We start from the raw sequence: 19037 nt of genomic DNA, 5'->3' as shown, positions 1-19037 counted from the left end.
CACGCCAACTCTTGGCAACACACCTCCCCGACACCTAAGGTTCAGTGCAATGCCACACATTACTGGGAAGATTCATGACGTCTAAGCAGGTCAAGGCCCTAGCCGGAGCCGTACGCACGGCCTCCGGGGCCGTACGACCGGTGCCGGGAACGCGCATCACCGGTGGTCTGTTACACCACTGGCAGGCCCGCAACAGCGCGGCCACCGTCCCGCACACCATCGAGCAGCTCCGCGCGGCGGGCAACGTCGCCAACCTGAGCCGCCTCCTGGAGGAGCGCCCGGCCCCCTACCGGGGCCGCTACCCCTTCCTGGACACCGACCTGTACAAGACCCTGGAGGGCCTGGCCTACGAGCTCGGCGACGAGCGGGCGGGCGAGCCGGTACGGGAGTTCTACGACGAGGTCGTCGTCCTGCTGGAGCGGGTGCAGGCCGAGGACGGCTACCTCAACTCCTTCTTCCAGGACCCGGCGGCCGCCAAGAAGCCGTGGGAGGACCTGGCCTGGGGGCACGAGCTGTACAACCTGGGCCACCTCATCCAGGCCGCCGTCGCGGCGGCGCGCCGGATGGGCGACGAGCGGCTGCTGCGCGTGGCCCGCCGCTTCGCCGACCTGGTGGTGGAGCGTTTCGCCGAGCGGGGCCTGTGCGGGCATCCCGAGGTGGAGATGGCGCTGGTCGAGCTGTACCGGCAGACGGGCGTGCGCGCCTACCTCGACCTGGCCGCCGCGTTCGTCGACCGCCGCGGCACCGGCCAGATCGAGCACAGCATCTTCCCCGGCGACTACTTCCAGGACCACGTGCCCTTCCGCGAGCTGCCGTCGGTGACGGGGCACGCGGTGCGGATGGCCTACCTGGCGGCCGGGGCGGCCGACGTCTTCCTGGAGACGGGCGACCGGTCGCTGTTCACGGCGCTGGAGCGGCTCTGGGACGACATGGTCGCGAGCAAGCTCTACCTCACCGGCGGGCTGGGCAGCCGCCACTCCGACGAGGCCGTCGGCGACCGCTACGAGCTGCCGTCCGAGCGCTCCTACAGCGAGACCTGCGCGGCCATCGCGGTCATGCAGTGGGCCTGGCGGATGTTCCTGGCCACGGGCGGCGCCAAGTACCTCGACGTCTTCGAGCGCGTGCTCTACAACGCCTACGCCGTGGGCCTGTCGGCGGACGGCAGGGCGTTCTTCTACGACAACCCGCTGCAGCGCCGCCCCGACCACGCGCAGCGCAGCGGCGCGGAGTCCGGCGGGGAGCCGCTGCGGCGCGCCTGGTTCGGCTGCCCGTGCTGCCCGCCGAACATCGTGCGCTGGATGGCTCAGCTGGCCGACTATGTGGCGGCCGAGCGGGACGGCGCGCTGCTGGTCGCCTGCTACACCTCGGCCAGGATCGCCGGCGAGCGGCTGGATCTGGCGATGGAGACCTCCTACCCGTGGGACGGCGGCGTTCGCCTGACGGTCGGGCGGGCGCCGGACGAGCCGTACGGGCTCGTGCTGCGCGTGCCGGGCTGGGCCCGCGGCGCGACGATCACCGTCAACGGCGAACCGCACCCCACCCCCGTCGAGGGGGCGGCCGATGGCTGGCTCCCGATCGAGCGGCGCTGGGCGGCCGGCGACGAGGTGCGCCTCACGCTGCCGATGCCGGTCCGCGCCCACGGCTCGCACCCCCATCTCGACGCCACCAGGGGCGCGATCGGCCTCGCCCGCGGCCCGCTGGTCTACTGCGTCGAGCAGCACGACAGCCCGTCGGCGGCGGTGGACGACCTGGTGGTCGGCGTGGCCGACGTCGCCGGCGCGAAGGCCGGGCGGCGCGAGGAGGCCGTCGTGCTCGACGTGACGGCCGGCGCCGCGCCCCCGCCCTCGGCAGAGCTCTACCCCGAACTGCCCCTGGAGCGGGCGGCGGCCACGGAGACGGCGGTCACGGCGACCTTCGTCCCGTACTTCCTGTGGGGCAACCGCGGCCCCGAAGCCATGCGGGTCTGGGTCAGGACCCGAACCACCGACGGAAAGAAGGCGACATGAGGAGATCGGCGGCGCTTGCGAGCGTCACCATGACCGGCGTGCTGGCGCTCGCGGCGTGCGGCGGCGGCGCCGCTCCCGCCGGCGGGGGCCCGAGCGGGCCGGCGTCGGGCGCCGCGACGGGGGGCACCGTGCACGTCCTGGCCAACGCGGACTTCTCGCACCTGGACCCGGTCCGCGGCTGGGACGGCGGGGTGAACAACTTCTACCGGCTCATCTACCGGGGGCTGACCACGTTCGGCGCCGGTCCCGGCGAGGAGAGCACGAAGGTGGTCGCCGACCTGGCCACCGACACGGGCACGCCGTCCGACGACGCCAAGACGTGGACGTTCACGCTGAAGGACAACGTGTTCTTCGAGGACGGCACGCCGATCACGAGCGAGGCGGTCAAGTTCGGCGCCTCGCGGGCGTTCGACCCGGAGGCGGGGATCGGCTCGCCGTACGGGAAACTGCTGCTGGACGCGCCCAAGGGTTACAAGGGCCCGTACGAGGACGGCGACCTCGACACGATCGAGACCCCCGACGCCAAGACGGTCGTCTTCCACCTGAAGAAGTCCTTCCCCGACTTCCCGAGCGCGCTGACGCAGCCCAACTTCATCCCCTTCCCCAAGGGCACGGGGGCGGCGGCCGCGTTCGACACCAAGCCGATCGCGAGCGGGCCGTACAAGCTGGAGAGCTACCAGCGCAACGCCTCGCTCAAGCTGGTGCGCAACCCGTACTGGAAGGCCGAGACCGACCCTGTCCGCAAGGCCAGGCCGGACTCCTTCGAGTGGACGTTCGGGCTGGACGCGGCCACCATCGACGAGCGCATGCTGGCCGGTCAGGGCGCCGATGCCGACGCCATCATGGGCACCCCGGCCATCCAGGCCGCGACCGTGGCCAGGGTGCAGGCGCCGCAGATCAAGTCGCGCACGCTGAGCGGGCTGGGCGGCTGCACCACGTACATGTCGCTGAACATGACGAAGAAGAACCTGGACGACGTCAAGGTGCGCCAGGCGATCAACTACGCGGTCGACAAGGACACCGTGGTCGCCGCGCTGGGCGGCTCGCAGCTCGCGCTCAAGGGCACCTCGATCCAGCCGCCCACGATCGTCGGCCGCGCGGACTACGACCTGTACCCGCGCAACGTGGAGACCGCCAAGAAGCTGCTGGCCGAGGCGGGCCTGGCCGATGGTTTCGAGCTGACGCTGGACACCCGGCCGGTGCCGAAGATGCAGGCGGCCGCGGTGGCGATCCAGGAGGCGCTGAAGCAGGCGAACATCACCGTCAAGATCAACAACATTGACACCTCCACCTTCTACGAGGTGATCGGCACGCCCGCGCAGCAGCACGACGCGGCCATCACCGGCTGGTGCCCCGACTGGGCCTCCGGCGCCACGTTCCTGCCGCCGCTGTTCGACGGCCGCAACATCACCGCCAAGGGCAACCAGAACCTCGCGCAGATCAACGACAAGAAGATCAACGACAGGATCGACGAGATCGCGGTCATGCCCGACGTGCAGGCGGCCAACGCGGCCTACGGCGAGCTGGACAAGCAGATCATGGAGCAGGCGCCGATGGTGCCGCTGGCCTACGAGAAGGTGGTCACGGTCACGGGGTCGAACATCGCCGGCGCCTACCTGTCGAGCGCCTTCTCCGGCGGCATCGACCTCGTCTCCGTCGGACTGGCGAAGCCGACGAAGTAGATGACCGTCGCAGCTCATCCGCAGCAGGTGGCGGGCGCGCCCGCCACCTCCGGCCGGCGCGTCGCCGCCGCGCTGCTCCGCGACCGCGCGGCCGTCCTCAGCACCGCGTACCTCACGCTGATCGTGCTGATGGCGGTGTGCGCGCCGCTGATCAGCGCGGTCACCGGCCACGGACCCAACGACTTCGACACCGCCGCCGTCAACACCGACCTGGGCGGGATCCCGCGCGGGTCGCTGGGCGGGATCAGCGCCGAGCACCTGCTCGGGGTCGAACCGCAGAACGGCCGCGACATCCTGGCCCGCATCGCCCACGGGGCCCGCGTCTCGCTGCTCATCGCGGCCGCGGCCACCGCGCTGACCACGCTGCTCGGCGTGGTGCTGGGCATGCTGGCCGGCTTCTACCAGGGCTGGGCGGACCAGGTGATCTGCCGGGTCATGGACTTCCTGATGGCCTTCCCCGCGCTCATCTTCATGATCGCGATCCTGTCGTCGCTGCCGCAGGGCGACCGGTCGCTGCTGCTGGTCGTGGTGATCAGCGTGTTCGGCTGGCCGTACCTGGCGCGGGTCGTGCGCGGGCAGACGATGACGCTGGTCAACCGGGAGTTCGTGGAGGCCGCGCGGGCTTCGGGCGCCTCCACGGGGGCGCTGGTGTTCAAGGAGATCCTGCCGAACCTGCGCAGCTCCCTGATCGTGATGACCACCCTGGCCGTGCCCGGCTACGTGGGCACCGAGGCGGGCCTGTCGTTCCTCGGCGTCGGCGTGGCGCCGCCCACGCCGTCGTGGGGGCAGATGATCGCGAGCTCGGTCGGCTGGTACGCCGTCGATCCGATGTACTTCGCGGTCCCCGGCCTGTTCCTGTTCCTGACGGTGCTGTCGCTGACGGTGCTCGGGGACCGGCTGCGGGCCGCCTTCGACGCGGGGGAGGCGTCCTGATGGCACGTTACGTGGCCGGACGGCTCGCCGGGGTGGTGCTGATCCTCTTCCTGGTGTGCCTGTTCACGTTCCTCATCTTCTTCACGCTCTCCCCCGACCCGGCGCTGATGATCTGCGGCAAGACGTGCACGCCTGAGCGGATCGACCAGATCAGGGACGTGCTCGGCCTGAACCAGCCGCTCCTGACGCAGTTCACCGGCTTCCTCGGCGGCATCTTCGCCGGGCGCGACTACGGCCACGGCGCGAACCTGGTGCACTGCGCCGCGCCGTGCCTGGGCTACAGCTTCCAGACCAACCAGTCCGTGATGGACATGGTGGTGGAGCGGCTGCCGGTCAGCGCCACGGTCGCGATCGGCGCGGCGGTGCTGTGGCTGCTGTTCGGGATCCTCGCCGGGCTGCTCAGCGCGGTCAAGGAGGGCACCTGGTGGGACCGCACCGCCATGGGGCTGGCCCTGGGCGGCTCCAGCATCCCCAACTACGTGCTGGCGCTGGCGCTGCAGTACGTGCTCGTCGTGCAGCTCCAGGTGCTGCCGTTCCCGCAGGCCGTGGCGTTCGGCGACGATCCGGTGGTGTGGTTCCAGTCGTACCTGATGCCGTGGATCGTGCTGGCCACCGGCTACGCCTGCCTGTACGCCCGGCTCACCCGCGCCAACGTGATCGACACCCTGGCGGAGAACTTCATGCGCACGGCCAGGTCCAAGGGCCTCAGCCCGGCGCTGACCATGCGCAGGCACGCCCTGCGGCCGGCGCTGACGCCGATCGCGACGATCTTCGGCATGGACTTCGCCGCGCTGCTCGGCGGCGCGCTGATCACCGAGACGGTGTTCGGCCTCAACGGGGTCGGCAAGATGGCCGCCGACTCCATCGCCAAGAACGACCAGCCGGTCATCATGGCGGTGACGCTGCTGGCGGCGTTCTTCGTGGTGATCGGCAACGTGGTGGTGGACCTCGTCTACACGAGGCTGGACCCGAGAGTGAGGATCACGGCCCGATGAGCGACCTGCTTGTGGTGGAGGACCTCACGATCACCTTCCCGACCACGCGCGGCCCGGTGGACGTGGTCAAGGACGTGTCCTTCACGGTCGGCCGGGACGAGACCGTCGGCATCGTCGGCGAGTCCGGGTCCGGCAAGTCCATGACCAGCCTGGCGATCATGGGACTGCTGCCCAAGGGCGCAAGGACCCGCGGCAGCGTCCGGCTGGACGGCGCCGAGCTGCTCGGCCGCCCGGACCGGGAGCTGCGCCGGCTGCGCGGCGACCAGATGTCGATGATCTTCCAGGATCCGCTGTCGTCGCTGAACCCGTACTACACGGTGGGGCTGCAGATCGAGGAGATGTACCGGGCGCACCGCGACAAGTCGCGCAGGAACGCGCGCAGGGTCGCGATCGAGGCGCTCGCGCAGGTGGGCCTGCCCGAGCCGGAGCGGCGGGTCGACCACTACCCGCACCAGTTCTCCGGCGGCCAGCGCCAGCGCGTCATGATCGCCATGGCGCTGGTGTGCGGGCCGAAGCTGCTCATCGCCGACGAGCCGACCACGGCGCTGGACGTGACCGTGCAGGCGCAGATCCTGCGCCTGCTGGCCGACCTGCGCCGAAGCAGCGGCACCGGCATGGTGTTCATCACCCACGACCTGGCCGTGATCAGCTCGATCGCGACCCGCGTGCTGGTGCTGCGCCGGGGCGAGCAGGTCGAGTACGGCACCGCCGAGCAGGTCTTCGCCGAACCCCGCCACGACTACACCCGGATGTTGCTGGACAGCATCCCGCGCATCGACGATGAGGTGAGCGCATGACGCCGTTGCTGCGGGCCGAGAACCTGACCAAACGGTTCGTCGCGCGCGGTCCCCTGGGCGCCAGGGCCGAGTTCACGGCGGTGGACAAAGTGAGCTTCGAAGTACGGCTGGGCGAGACGCTGGCCGTGGTCGGCGAGTCCGGCAGCGGCAAGTCGACGACCGCCCGCATGATCGCCAAACTGCTGGACCCGACGGAGGGCTCCCTGCACTTCGACGGCGAGGACGTCACTCGCGCCAAGGGGCCCGCGCTGGCCCGCTTCCGCGGCAACGTCCAGGTCGTCTTCCAGGACCCGTTCTCCTCGCTCAACCCCCGCCACACGGTGGAGCGCATCCTCATGGCGCCGCTGGACTACCAGGGCATCGCCCCCAACGGAAGCCGCAGAGCGCACGCCAAGGAGCTGATGGAGCGGGTCGGGCTCGACCCCGACCACTCGCTGCGCTACCCCGCCCAGTTCTCCGGCGGGCAGGCCCAGCGCATCGGCATCGCCCGCGCGCTGGCCGTCAACCCCAAGCTGGTGATCTGCGACGAGGCCGTCTCGGCGCTGGACGTGTCGGTGCAGGCGCAGGTGATCGAGCTGCTGCGGCGGCTGCAGCGCGAGAGCGGGTTCAGCTACGTGTTCATCGCCCACGACCTGGCCGTGGTCCGGCAGATCGCCCAGCGGGTGGCGGTCATGAGCAAGGGGCGGATCGTCGAGCTGGGCGACAGCGCCCAGGTGTTCGGCGAGCCGCGGGACGAGTACACGCGCACGCTGCTGGCGGCCATCCCGCGCATCGACCCGGAGTGGGACCGCCGCAGGAAGGAGAGGTCTTGATCACCGCTACCTACACGATCCCCGGGATGCGGGTGCGCGACCACGTCGAGCGGGTGCCGCTGGACTGGACGGACCCCGGCGCGACCATCACGGTGTTCGCCCGCGAGCTCGTCGATCCCGCCAGGGACGGCGAGGACCTGCCGTGCCTGCTCTACCTCCAGGGCGGGCCCGGCGGCAAGGGCCCGCGGCCCGTCGGCACCGCGGGCTGGCTGGGGCAGGCGCTGGAGCGCTACCGGGTGATCCTGCTCGACCAGCGGGGCACCGGCCGCAGCTCCCGCCTCGACGGGCGGACGATGAGCGCGCTCGGCGCCAAGGAGGGCGCCGACCACCTGGCCCTCTTCCGGGCGGACTCGATCGTGGCCGACGCCGAGCACTTCCGTCAGCAGGTCTTCGGCGGGCGGCGCTGGTCCACGCTCGGGCAGAGCTACGGCGGGTTCCTGACGCTGACGTACCTGTCGTACGCGCCGGAGGGGCTCAGCGCCTGCTACGTGACCGGCGGCCTGCCGGCGCTCGACCCGGACGCCGAGGAGGTCTACCGGCGCACCTACCCGCGGGTGGCGGCCAAGAACGCCGCCTTCTACCGCCGCTACCCGCACCACGCGGACACGACGGCGAAGCTGGCCGACCTGCTGGCCGGCGGCGGCGTGCTGCTGCCCGACGGCGACCGGCTCACCGTGCGGCGGCTGCAGTCGCTCGGCATCGACTTCGGCATGAAGCCCGGCTACGAGCGCATGCACTGGCTGCTCGACGAGGCCACACCGGACGACGAGGGACGGCTGCCGGAGACGTTCCTGCACCAGGTGCTGACCCGTTCCTCCTACGCCGACAACCCGCTGTTCGCCGCTCTGCAGGAGAGCATCTACGGCTCGGGGCCCGGCGCGACCGCGTGGGCGGCGCAGCGCGAGCGCGCCCGCCACCCCGCCTTCGCCGAGGACGCCAGGCCGCTGCTGTTCACCGGCGAGATGATCTATCCCTGGATGTTCGAGGAGATCCGCGCGCTGCGCCCGTTCCGTCCCGCCGTGGAGCTGCTCGCCGAACGGGACGACTGGCCCGCGCTGTACGACCTCGACCGGCTGGCCGCCAACGAGGTGCCGCTGGCCGCCGCCGTCTACTACGACGACATGTACGTCGACTCGGGCCTGCAACTGGACACCGCCGCCAGGGTCGGCAACGCCCAGGCCTGGGTCACCAACGAGTACGAGCACGACGGCATCGGCGAGGAACGCGTCTTCGCCCGGCTGAGCGCGCTCGTACGCGACATCGGAGGAGGAATCACCAGTGAGTGACGGCAGGCTGCCCAGGCTGGCGGAGATCCCCGCGTTCGCCGCCTACATCGCGCAGGGCTGGGACACCCCCGCCCGCACCCCCGGCCTGGTGCCGGGCGCGGCGCGGGTGGCCGCCGCCCACCGCGCCCGCCTGGCCGAGGCGCTGGCCGGCAGGACCGTGGTCGTGTCCGCCGGCCGGGCCCCGGTGCGCAGCAACGACACCGCCTACGACTTCCGCGTGGACAGCGACTTCTACTGGCTGACCGGCTGCGTGGCCGAGAACGCGGTGGCCGTCGTCGGCGACGGCGCCGCCACCGTGTACCTGCCGCCGCCGGCCCGCCCCGGCGACACCGGCTTCTTCGCCGACGCCGCCCACGGCGAGCTGTGGGTGGGCCCGTCGCCGTCCCTGACGGAGTGGTCGGCCGCCTTAGGGGCCGAGGTGCTGCCGCTGCCGGACTTCGCCGGCCCGCCGGACGACGCCCTCGTGGCCGGCGGGGCGGAGCCGTCGCAGGAGGTGCGGCGCGTCCTGGCCGAGCTGCGCATGATCAAGGACGAGTGGGAGGTCGCCCAGCTGCGCGAGGCCGTGGACCGCACGGTCGAGGGCTTCGCCGCCGTGCTGGCCGAGGTGCCGGCCGCCGTCGCGGGCGGCGGCGAGCGCTGGCTGCAGGGCACCTTCGACCGCTACGCCAGGACGTACGGCAACGGCCCCGGCTACGCCTCCATCGTCGGCAGCGGCCCGCACGCCCCCACCCTGCACTGGGTCCGCTGCGACGGCCCCGTCCTCCCGGACGAGCTGCTGCTGCTCGACATGGGCGTGGAGACCCGCGCCCACTACACCGCCGACGTCACCCGCACCTTCCCCGTCTCGGGGGCCTTCTCCCCCGCCCAGAGGCAGGTGCACGACCTGGTGGAGCGGGCGCACCGGGCCGGGCTGGCGCAGGTCGCGCCGGGCCGCCCGTTCACCGCCTTCCACCACGCCGCCATGGAGGTCATCGCGCGCGGCCTGCACGACTGGGGCCTGCTGCCGGTGTCGGTCGACGAGGCGCTGTCGGAGCACGGCCAGCACCACCGCCGCTACCTGATCTGCGGTATCGGCCACCACCTGGGCCTGGACGTGCACGACTGCGCCTCGTCGCGATACGAGGCCTACCAGGGCGCGCGGATGGCGCCCGGCATGGTGCTGACCGTGGAGCCGGGACTGTACTTCCACGCCCACGACCTGACGGTCCCGCCTGAGCTGCGCGGGATCGGCGTGCGCATCGAGGACGACCTGCTCGTGACGGAGGACGGCGCGGAGAACCTGTCCGCCGCGCTGCCCATCGACGCGACCGGGCTGGAGAACTGGAACAAGGAGAACGTATGACCCGCCCCGTGTGGCACGGCGTGCACGTCGCGACCGCGCTGCCCTTCCACGACGACCTGTCCGTCGACTACGACGGCTACGCCGAGCACGTCCGCTTCCTGGCCGAGGGCGGCTGCGACGGCGTCTGCCCCAACGGCTCGCTCGGCGAGTACCAGACGCTGACGGACGAGGAGCGCGCCCGCGTGGTGCGCACCGCGGTCGAGGCCGCCCCCGAGGGCTTCCACGTCATGCCGGGCGTGGCCGCCTACGGCGCGGCCGAGTCGCGGCGGTGGGCCGAGCAGGCGGCCGAGGCGGGGCCCTCGTCGGTGCTGCTGCTGCCGCCGAACGCCTACCGCGCCGACCGCCGGGCCGTCGTCGGCCACTACCGGGAGGTGGCCAAGGCCGGGCTGCCGGTCGTCGCCTACAACAACCCGATCGACACGAAGGTGGACCTGACCCCGGAACTGCTCGCCGAGCTGCACCACGAAGGGCTGATCGTCGGGGTCAAGGAGTTCAGCGGGGACGTGCGCAGGGCGTACGAGATCGCCGAGCGCGCGCCCGGCCTCGACCTGCTGATCGGCTCCGACGACGTGCTGCTCGAACTCGGCGTCGCCGGCGCGGTCGGCTGGATCGCCGGATATCCGAACATGATCCCCCGCGCCACCGTCGAGCTCTACCGGCTGGCCGTGGCCGGCGAGGTGGCCAAGGCGCTGCCCCTCTACCGGGACCTGCACCCGCTGTTGCGCTGGGACTCCAAGACGGTGTTCGTGCAGTCCATCAAGCTGTCGATGGACCTGGCCGGGCGCAGGGGCGGCCCCTGCCGCCCGCCCCGCACCGCCCTCGCGCCCGAGCAGGCCGCCCAGATCACCCGCCAGACGCGGGAGGTGCTGGCCAAGGGCTACCGGTAGGGAGCGTTTCCGGGGCGGCGGGCGCCGCCGCCCCGGCCGGCTAGGAGACCTTCTGTGAGGGCGCCGTCCAGGTGTTGCACGCCGCCGGCGAGACCGCGCGGAAGCCCTTGTCCAGCCAGGCGGCGATGTTGCGGCCCTTGCCGTGGTCGCGCACCTTCGACTGCTCGTCGCCGCTGTGCCGGTTGATGTCGAGCAACTGCTTCCAGTCGTCGCCGTCGCGGTCGAGCGAGCCCCAGACGCTGCCGATGAACACGCCGCCCAGGCACTCGGCCTGCAGCTCGTTGCGGCGGAACTGCTCGTTCAGCTCCTTCTTCCCCTTGTACGGATACTGCTCGAACGCGTGGTTGATCCCGGTGACGTTCTGCAGGTGATGCGCGAACTCGTGCGCGGCCAGGCTGAACAGGAACAGGTCGGAGGTCACTTCGAGCAGGTCGTCGTCCAGCAGGATGAGAAAGCGCTTCTCCCGCGCGCAGTAGGCCCCCGACGCGCTGCCCCACGAGCTGCTGCAGAAGCGCCGCGGCTTGGTGATGAAGCCCATCTTCGCCTTGCTGAACGGCAGGCCGGCGCGGGCCAGGTGGGCGCCCCATGAGGCGTTGAGGCAGTCGAGCACGGCTTGCAGGTAGCGCTTGGCCTGGGGGACGTTGTCCGGTTCGATCTTCCGCTCGGGGCACTCGGTGGGTTCGAGCTTGCCGCTGCCGTACAGCTTGTTCGCGGTCAGGGCGCGGTCGCGGATGGGGTACGCGGACGCCTGCGCGGTGTGGGCCGGTAACAGCGTCGCGCAGAGGAGAACGGCGACGAGAGCGGAGAGACGCATGACCGGCATTTTAGGGGCAGACCATACGCGAACGCTGTGCCGGCCATGACAGCCCCGCCCCCGGTCAGGGGGCGGGGGCGCGCGTCAGACCCGTTCGAGCTCGACGATCAGCACCGACGCCGGGCGCAGCGCCGGGGCGGGCAGGCCCAGCTCGGCGAGCACCGCGCCGGGCACCCGCACCGGGGCGGCGGCCCACTCCGGCAGCACCGCGCGCTCCGGCGCCGGACCCGCCACGCGCACCTCGTAGGTGGCGGCGGGGTCGAGGCCGGGCAGCCGCAGCGGCGCGGGCGCCATGTCCAGGCGGGAGACCTGCTGCACGTACGCGTACACCGCCCGCTCGGGCAGCACCACCCCGTGCAGCAGCGCCGACGGGTCGGGATGGTCGGCGCGCACCACCCGGCCCGCGTGCAGCAGCGGACGCAGCCGCTTGTGCAGCGCGATCCAGGTCGCCAGCTCCTCCAGCTCGGCCTCGCTCGCCGAGGTCAGGTCCCACTCCACGCCCATGTGCCCGAACAACGCGGTCGCCGCGCGGAAGGCCAGCGGCAGCGACCGGCCGGTCACGTGGTCGCCCGGCGCGCCCACGTGGCAGCCCAGCCGCTCCGGCGGGACCAGCAGCCCGGTCCAGCGCTGGATGGCCTGCCGGTCGAGCGCGTCGTTGCTGTCGGAGGTCCACACCCGGTCGGTGCGGGCCAGGACGCCGAGGTCGATCCGGGCGCCGCCGGACGAGCAGGACTCGATCTCCAGCCCGGGGTGGCGGGCGCGCAGCTCGTCCAGCAGCCGGTAGGCGGCCAGGGTCTGCGCGTGCACGCCGGGCGCGCCGTCGTGCACGGGCTCGGCGATGTCGCGGTTGTGGTCCCACTTGATGTAGTCGAGCGCGTACTCGCCGACCAGGGCGTCCATGCGTTCCAGCAGGTACGCGTACGCCTCCGGGCGGGCCAGGTCGAGCACCTGCTGGTTGCGGTGCGGCGGCGGCGTGCGCCCGGGCCGGCCGAGGATCCAGTCGGGGTGCTCACGGGCCAGGTCGGAGTCGGGATTGACCATCTCCGGCTCGAACCACAGGCCGAACTGCATGCCCAGCTTGCGCACCCGGTCAGCCAGCGGGTGCAGGCCGTCCGGCCAGACGTCCTCGTCCACGTACCAGTCGCCGAGGCCCGCGCGGTCGTGGCGGCGGTGGCGGAACCAGCCGTCGTCCAGCACGAACCGCTCGACCCCGGCCGCCGCCGCCCGGTCGGCCAGCTCCAGCAGCCGGTCGAGACCGTGGTCGAAGTAGGTGGCCTCCCAGTTGTTCAGCGTCACCGGCCGCACCGGCAGCGGGCGCGAACGCAGATGATCGTGCACGCGCGCGCTCACGTCGTCGAGCCCCGTGCCCGACCAGCCGAAGTACACCCACGGCGTGCGGTAGGTCTCCCCCTCCGCCAGCACCACCTCGCCGGGTTCGAGCAGTTCACCCGCGGCCAGCAGCGCGACGCCCTCGGGCAGCCGCTCGGCGTAGTGCACGTGGCCGCCGCTCCACCCCGCGTGCACCGCCCACACCTCGCCGGAACGGAAACCGAACCCTCCGGTGCCCGCCACCAGCAGGCCGGTGCCGTCGTGCCCGGTGCGGCCACGCCGGTTCTCCCTGGACCACACCCCGTAGCCGAACTCGCGCCGCTGCGGCACCTTCTCCAGCCCCCACCGGCCGGTGAAGTCGAGCAGCTCACCCGCCCGCGCGGGCACCGGCAGCGCGCACACGAGCCCCTGCACCCGGTACGGCGACGGCGCGGTGTTCGTCACCGCGTGCCGCATCCGCACCAGGCCGCCCTCGTCCATGATCAGCTCGCTCATCAGGCTCAGCCCGGCCCTGGCGTCGGCGGCCGTGACGGTCACCGTGCCGCCCGAGCCCGGCTCGGCCGACGCCTCCAGCCGTTCCACGCTCCACCGCACCGGCCAGTGGTCACCGTCTCTGACGCCGGACAGGCCCGGCCGGCCGTACCAGCCGTCCCCCTGCGCGGGCAGCAACGGCGGCGCGGGCGCGGCGAACGCGGGCGCCATCACCGCGACGGGCACGGGAGCGTCGAACGGCCCGAGGGCGGCGCCGAAATGCCGCACCCGCGGCAGGCCGGAGCCGGAGTCGTCGAGCACCAGCGCGGCGCCCGCCGCGGAGAGGATCACGGGGGACAAGAGGGCTCCAATCTGGGGCGGGCCGGCTCGCCGGCCTGCGCCTGTCACGTCTTCAGCGCTCCGACGCTATCGCCCTCGATCTCGCCCGCGCCATGGTGGAGCCCCTCCGAAACGGGCTCGGAGGGTCGGAACGGCCTTTGCAGGCCGTAACGCCTGGCAAGCGGCTGCAACTGGCCTGAATCGCCCCGATCCTTTAGGTTAGCCTCACCTAATCTAGATGGGAGACCCCGGGGATGACCCAGCCTTTTCGCATGTTCGACGTACGAGTGGAGCGCCTCGAAAGGCTGAGCCCGTCGTTCCTGCGGGTGACCTTCACCGGCGACGACCTGCACCGGTTCGCCGACAACGGCTTCGACCAGCGGCTCAAGCTCATCCTCCCCCTCCCCGAGCACGGCCTGGCCCACCTGCCGACCGGCCCCGACTGGTACCCCCGCTGGCGGCAGCTCGACGACGACCGGCGCAACCCGATGCGCACCTATACCGCCAGGCTCGTCCGCCCCGAGGCGGCCGAGGTGGACGTGGACGTGGTCATGCACCCCGATGGCGGCCCCGTCGCCCGCTGGGCCGAGAAGGTGCGGCATGGCGACGTCGCCGCCCTGTACGGCCCCGACGCCCGCTACGAGGAGCGCCACGGCGGCCTGGAGTTCCACCCGCCCGCCGGCACGGGCTGCGTCCTCATCGCCGGCGACGAGACCGCCGTGCCCGCCATCTGCGCCGTCCTGGAGCGGCTGCCCGCGCACCTGTCGGGCGAGGTGTTCATGGAGGTGCCTTGCTCCGACGACGTCCTGCCGGTGGAGACGGCCGCCTCCGTCAAGATCACCTGGCTGCCCCGGAACGGCGGCTCACGCGGCGCCGACCTCATCCCCGCCGTCAAGACCGCCGCCGGACGCCTCCTGCCGCCGCTGCCCGTCCCCGACACCTTCGACGACGTGGACGTCGACGCCGACGAGCTGTGGGAGGTGCCGCAGGAGGCCACCGACCACGGCCCCCTGTACGCCTGGCTGGCCGGCGAGGCCGCCGTCATCAAGGCACTCCGCCGGCACCTGGTCGCCGAACGGGGGCTGGACCGGCGGGCGGTGGCGTTCATGGGCTACTGGCGCAACGGCCGCTCGGAGAACGAGTCGTAACCATGCGCAAGTGAACGGGGCCCGGCACGTGAACGTCCGCCCGGACAGGGCCCTGACATTCGGGCGCCGGCCCGTGGCCGCGGGGCCGGCGCCGGTCAGGTCGGCGTCACTCCCGGGAGTCGCCCAGCACGGTCCGCAGTTCGGCGGCGCTCGGCGGTCTCGTCCAGGTCAGGCCGGGGCCGCCGTCGGCGATCAGACGGGGCACCACCTCTCGCAATAGCGCTTCCGCCGCCGTGTCCGGCCGCTTCTCGCGCGCCTCCTGGTAACGGTCGAGCACCCTGGCCAGGTCCACCATCATCGTGTTGGGCTCCCGAGCACCGGTCCCAGCACCGGCACTCAGCCCTGGTTCGGCCCGCACTCCCGGCTGAGCCCGCACTCCCGGCTCGGCTCCCGCCCCCGGGACGGCTTCGGCCCCCGGCTGGGCTTCCGCCCCGCCATCGGCACTCGTCCCGGCCTCGGCAAGCGTCCCCACCTCGGCAGCCGTCTCCGCCTCGGTCCCGGCTTCGGGCGTCTTCGCCGCGACGGCTTGCGGCCCCTGCGGAACCCTGCCGCCCACCCCCGCGCCGGCGCCGGTCTCCGTCCCGGCCCGAGTGCCGGTCTCCGCGTTCGCCTCGGCCCGTGGCGCGCCACCCGCCACGCCGTCCGCCTCCGCACCGCTTCCGTTGGCCGTGCCTGGGCCGAGCGTGGCCTCCGTGCCGACGCTGGACGTCTCCAGCAGGGCCGCACCGTCCATCTCCAGGAGGGCCGCACCCTCCGCGCTCGCCGTCTCCGTTGCCGGTTCTTGAGCCCGGTCGGCGGCGGTGGTCACGGTTTTGAGCGGGGTGCCGTTGACGTGGGACAGTCCCGGCTCCCCCTTCCCCGCCGCGGCGGGGACGATCACCTGCAACGCTCCAATGCCGGCCTCGCCCGACCAGGCTCCCGGCCGGACCGCCTCGCCCGTAGCGGCCAGGAAACCGGCGGCGTCAAGGCCGTCCAGCTCACCTTCCAGCCATCCGGGCCGCAGGTGCAGCACCCCGGGCCGTTCGGAGCCGGCGAGCTGCTCCATCAGCTCGGCGACCGTGCCCTGCGGGTCGTGCATCGCGGCGTCCCCCCGGGCCGCGAAAGCGTCCGCGAACAGGTGCAGGGAGATCAGCCGCGGCGGTTCGTAGGTCGTCAGCACCCCCCGCTCCCCGTCCACCCGCACGGCGCCGCCGCTCTCGTGGTAGGCCCGCAGGCCCTCCGTGAACGCGGCCCGCGCGTCCTGCGCGAGCGGGAGCTCCCAGCCCCATCTAGGCTCGGCCTCCAGCCCGGCGAAGCCCTCGCCGCCGTCCGGATCGCGGCGGAGCCACCAGGCCACCGCGCCCACCACGGCGGCGGCCAGCACTGCGACTGCGACTAACACGATGTTTTCCGTTTTCCCCTCGTCATGACCGCACGTGATGACAGGGCTAGTAGCGTAGTGTGATCGCCGCTCTTAAACCGGGAAATTTCCCCAAATATCACCAGCCGTACCACCAGTGACATCGCACACCGTCACGGCTGACAGAATTGGCGATATGACAGATGGCATCCTGACCTGCGAGCAGATCATCACGGCGGCTCAGGATGTCCTGCGCCGCTACGGCCCGGCCAAGGCCACGGTCGTGGACGTGGCGCGGGCGCTGGGCGTCAGCCATGGCAGCGTCTACCGCCATTTCCCCAGCAAGACGGCCCTGCGGGAGGCCGTGACGCACCGCTGGCTGGAGGAGGCCCACGCCGGGCTGGCCGCCGTCATGGCCTCGTCCGCCCCTGCCGACGTCCGGCTGCGCGAGTGGCTGACGACGCTGTCCGCCTCCAAGCGGGCCAAGGCGCTCGACGACCCCGAGTTGTTCGCCACGTACATGGTGCTGGTGAACGAGGCGAGCGAGGTCATCCAGGGGCACATCACCGGCCTCGTCGATCAGCTGGAGGAGATCATCGCCACGGGCGCGGCACGGGGCGAGCTGGCCACCGCCGACCCCGCCGCCTCGGCCCGCACCGTCTTCCTGGCCACGAACGCCTTCCACGACCCGGCGCACGCCGCCTCCTGGAGCCGTCCCGAGGTCGAGGAGGAGTTGAACGCCCTGTGCGATCTCCTTCTCCTCGGCCTGAAACCGCGCTGAAGGTGTGATTTTTTCAACTGGTAAGCGGAATTGTTCACCTGGGGAGCTTTTCTCTCCTCCGGGACGCGGCTCGGCCCTCTGGCATGCGCGGACAGAGAGGTACACTCCATTCCGGAACCGTGTAGTCGCTCTATGTGATACGTCCACGACCTCTGGTGCCGAAAGGCAAGGGCGGGTCCGCGCCACCGACAGATGATCCCGGCCCTGAGACAGCACGGAGCCGGAATGGATCCACTGCACCTGACCACCAGCCGCCGCGACGGAATCCTGCTGGTGAGCGTGTCCGGAGAGCTCGACATCGCCACGACGGAACAGTTCCGCCGCCACCTGCTCCAGTTGCTCCAGGAGGCCGGCCGCTGCTCCTGCCGCGAGGTGCGGCTGGTGATCGAGCTGAGCCGCCTGTCCTTCATCGACGCGGCCGGCCTCGGCATCCTGGTCTCCGTCCAGAACCAGGCGCTGAGCCAGCACACCCCGATGCGCATCGCGAGCGCGCCGCCCGCCATGCGCCGCCTCCTCCGGATCACCGGCCTCGACCAGCTCCTGACCTGACCGGACCGATCCAGGTCCGCCCCGCCGGTTTCCACCCGTCTCGTCGTACTTTCCGTGAGATCTGGCGCTCCCGATCATGCGCGCCGGTAAGTTGTCCCGTGTGCCGATGATTCAGGTTCCCGATGAGATACCCCTCAAGCTGGAGGACGGTTTCGAGCGGATCGGGCGGGAGCTGAAGCTGCCCGGCGGCTTCCCCCGCGCCGTGCGCGACGAGGCCGCCTGGGTGGCCAAGGTGCCGAAGCTGGACGCGAAGGACATGTCCGACGTCCCGTTCGTCACCATCGACCCGCCCGGCTCGATGGACCTCGACCAGGCCGTCCACCTGGAACGGCTCCGCGCCGGATACCGCGTCTGGTACGCCATCGCCGACGTCGGCGCGTTCGTGCGCCCCGGCGGCGTGATCGACGCCGAAGCCCGCGTGCGGGGCGAGACCGTCTACCTGCCGGCGGGCAAGGTGCCGCTGCACCCGCCGGTGCTGTCGGAGGACGCGGCCAGCCTGCTTCCTGGGGCGCTGCGCCCGGCCGTGGTGTGGCGGATCGACCTCGACGCCGACGGCGAGACGGTCGGGGCCGACGTGCAGCGCGCCCTCGTCCGCAGCCGCGAGCGCTACGACTACGCCTACGTGCAGGCGGTGCACGACACCGGCACCGCGGACGGCGTCCTGGAGCTGCTGGCCGAGATCGGCCGGCTCAGGCTGGCGCTCGAACGCGACCGCGGCGGCGTCACGCTGCCCACCCCCGACCAGGAGGTGGTGCGCGACGACGGCGGCTACCGGCTGGAGTTCCGGCTGCCGCTGCCCGCCGAGGCGTGGAACGCCCAGATCTCGCTGCTGACCGGCATGGCCGCGGCCGCCATGATGCTCGACGCCGAGATCGGCATCCTGCGCGTGCTGCCCCGCCCCCAGCCCGGCGACCTGGCCAAGGTGCGCAGGGTGGCCCAAGCGCTGGACGTGCCGTGGCCCGAGGGGGCCGGATACGGGGCCGTGGTGCACGACCTGGATCCGAAGAACGGCAGGCAGGCGGCGTTCCTGCACGAGTCGAAGGTGCTGCTGCGCGGAGCCGGCTACGTGGCCTTCGACGGCGCGCCGCCCCGGCTGGCCGAGCACTCCGCGGTCGCGGCCCCGTACGCGCACGTCACGGCCCCGCTGCGGCGCCTGGTCGATCGTTATGCGACGGAGGTGTGCCTGGCCATCGCGGCGGGCGAGCCGGTCCCGTCCGACGTGCGGGCGGGGCTGGTGCTCCTGCCCGGCCTCATGTCCGCCTCGGGGCGGCGCTCGGGGTCGGTGGAGCGGGCGTGCCTGGACCTGGTGGAGGCGTTCCTGCTGCGGGACCGGGTCGGGCAGGCGTTCGAGGCGGTGGTGATCGACGTGGACGAACGCCGCGGCGGCGGGCAGGTGCAGCTCGTGGACCCCGCCGTGATCGCCCGCTGCGACGGCACGCTCCCCTTGGGCGAGCACGTCACGGTACGGCTGACCCGCGCCGACCCGGCCACCCGCGAGGTCCGCTTCACCCTCGCCGGTTGAGGAGG

General features: G+C 72.2%; 16 protein-coding genes. 13 read left to right on the top strand and 3 right to left on the bottom strand.

The genetic code is table 11. The features are described from left to right. Positions 1 to 74 precede the first annotated feature (74 nt). Genes ABFX54_RS14240 through ABFX54_RS14200 form a run of 9 tightly spaced genes read left to right on the top strand, consistent with a single transcriptional unit; the run spans position 75 to position 10740 of the window. Positions 75 to 2006: a glycoside hydrolase family 127 protein gene (locus ABFX54_RS14240; protein WP_346104924.1), complete on the top strand. Its 1932-nt coding sequence runs from the start codon at positions 75 to 77 to the stop codon at positions 2004 to 2006. Continuing rightward, positions 2003 to 3688: an ABC transporter substrate-binding protein gene (locus tag ABFX54_RS14235; RefSeq protein ID WP_346104922.1), complete on the top strand. Its 1686-nt coding sequence runs from the start codon at positions 2003 to 2005 to the stop codon at positions 3686 to 3688. Before ABFX54_RS14240 ends, ABFX54_RS14235 begins: the two co-directional genes overlap by 4 nt. Further along, positions 3689 to 4621, top strand: a complete 933-nt coding sequence (locus ABFX54_RS14230) for an ABC transporter permease (RefSeq protein WP_346104921.1) — start codon at positions 3689 to 3691, stop codon at positions 4619 to 4621. It abuts the gene before it with no gap. Beyond that, entirely contained in the window at positions 4621 to 5616 is a 996-nt protein-coding gene (locus tag ABFX54_RS14225; protein ID WP_346104919.1) for an ABC transporter permease, read from the top strand. Before ABFX54_RS14230 ends, ABFX54_RS14225 begins: the two co-directional genes overlap by 1 nt. Next, positions 5613 to 6413, top strand: coding sequence for an ABC transporter ATP-binding protein (locus tag ABFX54_RS14220; RefSeq protein WP_346104917.1), 801 nt, complete (start codon positions 5613 to 5615; stop codon positions 6411 to 6413). Before ABFX54_RS14225 ends, ABFX54_RS14220 begins: the two co-directional genes overlap by 4 nt. Further along, a complete protein-coding gene (locus tag ABFX54_RS14215; RefSeq protein ID WP_346104915.1) occupies positions 6410 to 7225 on the top strand; it encodes an ATP-binding cassette domain-containing protein in 816 nt (271 codons plus the stop codon). Before ABFX54_RS14220 ends, ABFX54_RS14215 begins: the two co-directional genes overlap by 4 nt. Further along, entirely contained in the window at positions 7222 to 8511 is a 1290-nt protein-coding gene (locus ABFX54_RS14210) for an alpha/beta fold hydrolase (RefSeq protein WP_346104913.1), read from the top strand. Before ABFX54_RS14215 ends, ABFX54_RS14210 begins: the two co-directional genes overlap by 4 nt. Beyond that, entirely contained in the window at positions 8504 to 9853 is a 1350-nt protein-coding gene (locus ABFX54_RS14205) for an aminopeptidase P family protein (protein ID WP_346104911.1), read from the top strand. Before ABFX54_RS14210 ends, ABFX54_RS14205 begins: the two co-directional genes overlap by 8 nt. Beyond that, on the top strand, positions 9850 to 10740 hold the full coding sequence (locus ABFX54_RS14200; RefSeq protein WP_346104909.1) for a dihydrodipicolinate synthase family protein: 891 nt from the start codon (positions 9850 to 9852) through the stop codon (positions 10738 to 10740). The genes ABFX54_RS14205 and ABFX54_RS14200 overlap by 4 nt, the downstream gene beginning before the upstream one ends. A 40-nt stretch (positions 10741 to 10780) precedes the next feature. Here the strand turns inward: ABFX54_RS14200 and ABFX54_RS14195 are convergent, their stop codons facing one another. Beyond that, the gene (locus ABFX54_RS14195; protein ID WP_346104908.1) at positions 10781 to 11554 is read right to left on the bottom strand and encodes a neutral zinc metallopeptidase; all 774 of its coding nucleotides are present in this window, start codon (positions 11552 to 11554) and stop codon (positions 10781 to 10783) included. Between the two features lie 84 nt (positions 11555 to 11638). After that, positions 11639 to 13705 (bottom strand): alpha-galactosidase, encoded by a 2067-nt coding sequence (locus ABFX54_RS14190; RefSeq protein WP_428834527.1) that lies wholly within the window; start codon positions 13703 to 13705, stop codon positions 11639 to 11641. 260 nt (positions 13706 to 13965) lie between these two features. Between ABFX54_RS14190 and ABFX54_RS14185 the strand changes: the two genes are divergently transcribed. Further along, positions 13966 to 14841, top strand: a complete 876-nt coding sequence (locus ABFX54_RS14185; protein ID WP_346104904.1) for a siderophore-interacting protein — start codon at positions 13966 to 13968, stop codon at positions 14839 to 14841. Between the two features lie 106 nt (positions 14842 to 14947). On the opposite strand, the gene ABFX54_RS14180 is transcribed toward ABFX54_RS14185, so the two are convergent. After that, positions 14948 to 16222 (bottom strand): prolipoprotein diacylglyceryl transferase, encoded by a 1275-nt coding sequence (locus ABFX54_RS14180; protein ID WP_346104902.1) that lies wholly within the window; start codon positions 16220 to 16222, stop codon positions 14948 to 14950. 154 nt (positions 16223 to 16376) lie between these two features. Here ABFX54_RS14180 and ABFX54_RS14175 point away from each other — a divergent pair, with 154 nt between their 5' ends. The 3 genes from ABFX54_RS14175 to ABFX54_RS14165 all read left to right on the top strand — a co-directional run bounded on the left by ABFX54_RS14175 (position 16377) and on the right by ABFX54_RS14165 (position 19032). Then, positions 16377 to 16961 carry a TetR/AcrR family transcriptional regulator gene (locus ABFX54_RS14175; RefSeq protein WP_346104900.1) on the top strand — a complete coding sequence of 195 codons (585 nt, stop codon included), beginning with the start codon at positions 16377 to 16379 and terminating at the stop codon, positions 16959 to 16961. Between the two features lie 225 nt (positions 16962 to 17186). After that, complete coding sequence (locus ABFX54_RS14170; protein WP_346104898.1) at positions 17187 to 17510, top strand: STAS domain-containing protein; 324 nt, start codon at positions 17187 to 17189, stop codon at positions 17508 to 17510. Positions 17511 to 17616: 106 nt separating this feature from the next. Further along, complete coding sequence (locus ABFX54_RS14165) at positions 17617 to 19032, top strand: RNB domain-containing ribonuclease (RefSeq protein ID WP_346105052.1); 1416 nt, start codon at positions 17617 to 17619, stop codon at positions 19030 to 19032. Positions 19033 to 19037 lie beyond the last annotated feature (5 nt).

Origin of the sequence: Nonomuraea maheshkhaliensis (assembly GCF_039529435.1) — a bacterium.
GTDB lineage: Bacteria > Actinomycetota > Actinomycetes > Streptosporangiales > Streptosporangiaceae > Nonomuraea > Nonomuraea maheshkhaliensis.
This window is presented reverse-complemented; position numbering and strand designations above follow the sequence as displayed.

Excerpts from the sequence above, each read along its gene's own strand:
- ABFX54_RS14240 (WP_346104924.1), top strand. The coding sequence starts at position 75 with ATGACGTCTAAGCAGGTCAAGGCCCTAGCCGGAGCCGTACGCACGGCC.
- ABFX54_RS14235 (WP_346104922.1), top strand. The coding sequence starts at position 2,003 with ATGAGGAGATCGGCGGCGCTTGCGAGCGTCACCATGACCGGCGTGCTG.
- ABFX54_RS14230 (WP_346104921.1), top strand. The coding sequence starts at position 3,689 with ATGACCGTCGCAGCTCATCCGCAGCAGGTGGCGGGCGCGCCCGCCACC.
- ABFX54_RS14225 (WP_346104919.1), top strand. The coding sequence starts at position 4,621 with ATGGCACGTTACGTGGCCGGACGGCTCGCCGGGGTGGTGCTGATCCTC.
- ABFX54_RS14220 (WP_346104917.1), top strand. The coding sequence starts at position 5,613 with ATGAGCGACCTGCTTGTGGTGGAGGACCTCACGATCACCTTCCCGACC.
- ABFX54_RS14215 (WP_346104915.1), top strand. The coding sequence starts at position 6,410 with ATGACGCCGTTGCTGCGGGCCGAGAACCTGACCAAACGGTTCGTCGCG.
- ABFX54_RS14200 (WP_346104909.1), top strand. The coding sequence starts at position 9,850 with ATGACCCGCCCCGTGTGGCACGGCGTGCACGTCGCGACCGCGCTGCCC.
- ABFX54_RS14195 (WP_346104908.1), bottom strand. The coding sequence starts at position 11,554 with ATGCGTCTCTCCGCTCTCGTCGCCGTTCTCCTCTGCGCGACGCTGTTA.
- ABFX54_RS14185 (WP_346104904.1), top strand. The coding sequence starts at position 13,966 with ATGTTCGACGTACGAGTGGAGCGCCTCGAAAGGCTGAGCCCGTCGTTC.
- ABFX54_RS14175 (WP_346104900.1), top strand. The coding sequence starts at position 16,377 with ATGACAGATGGCATCCTGACCTGCGAGCAGATCATCACGGCGGCTCAG.
- ABFX54_RS14170 (WP_346104898.1), top strand. The coding sequence starts at position 17,187 with ATGGATCCACTGCACCTGACCACCAGCCGCCGCGACGGAATCCTGCTG.
- ABFX54_RS14165 (WP_346105052.1), top strand. The coding sequence starts at position 17,617 with ATGATTCAGGTTCCCGATGAGATACCCCTCAAGCTGGAGGACGGTTTC.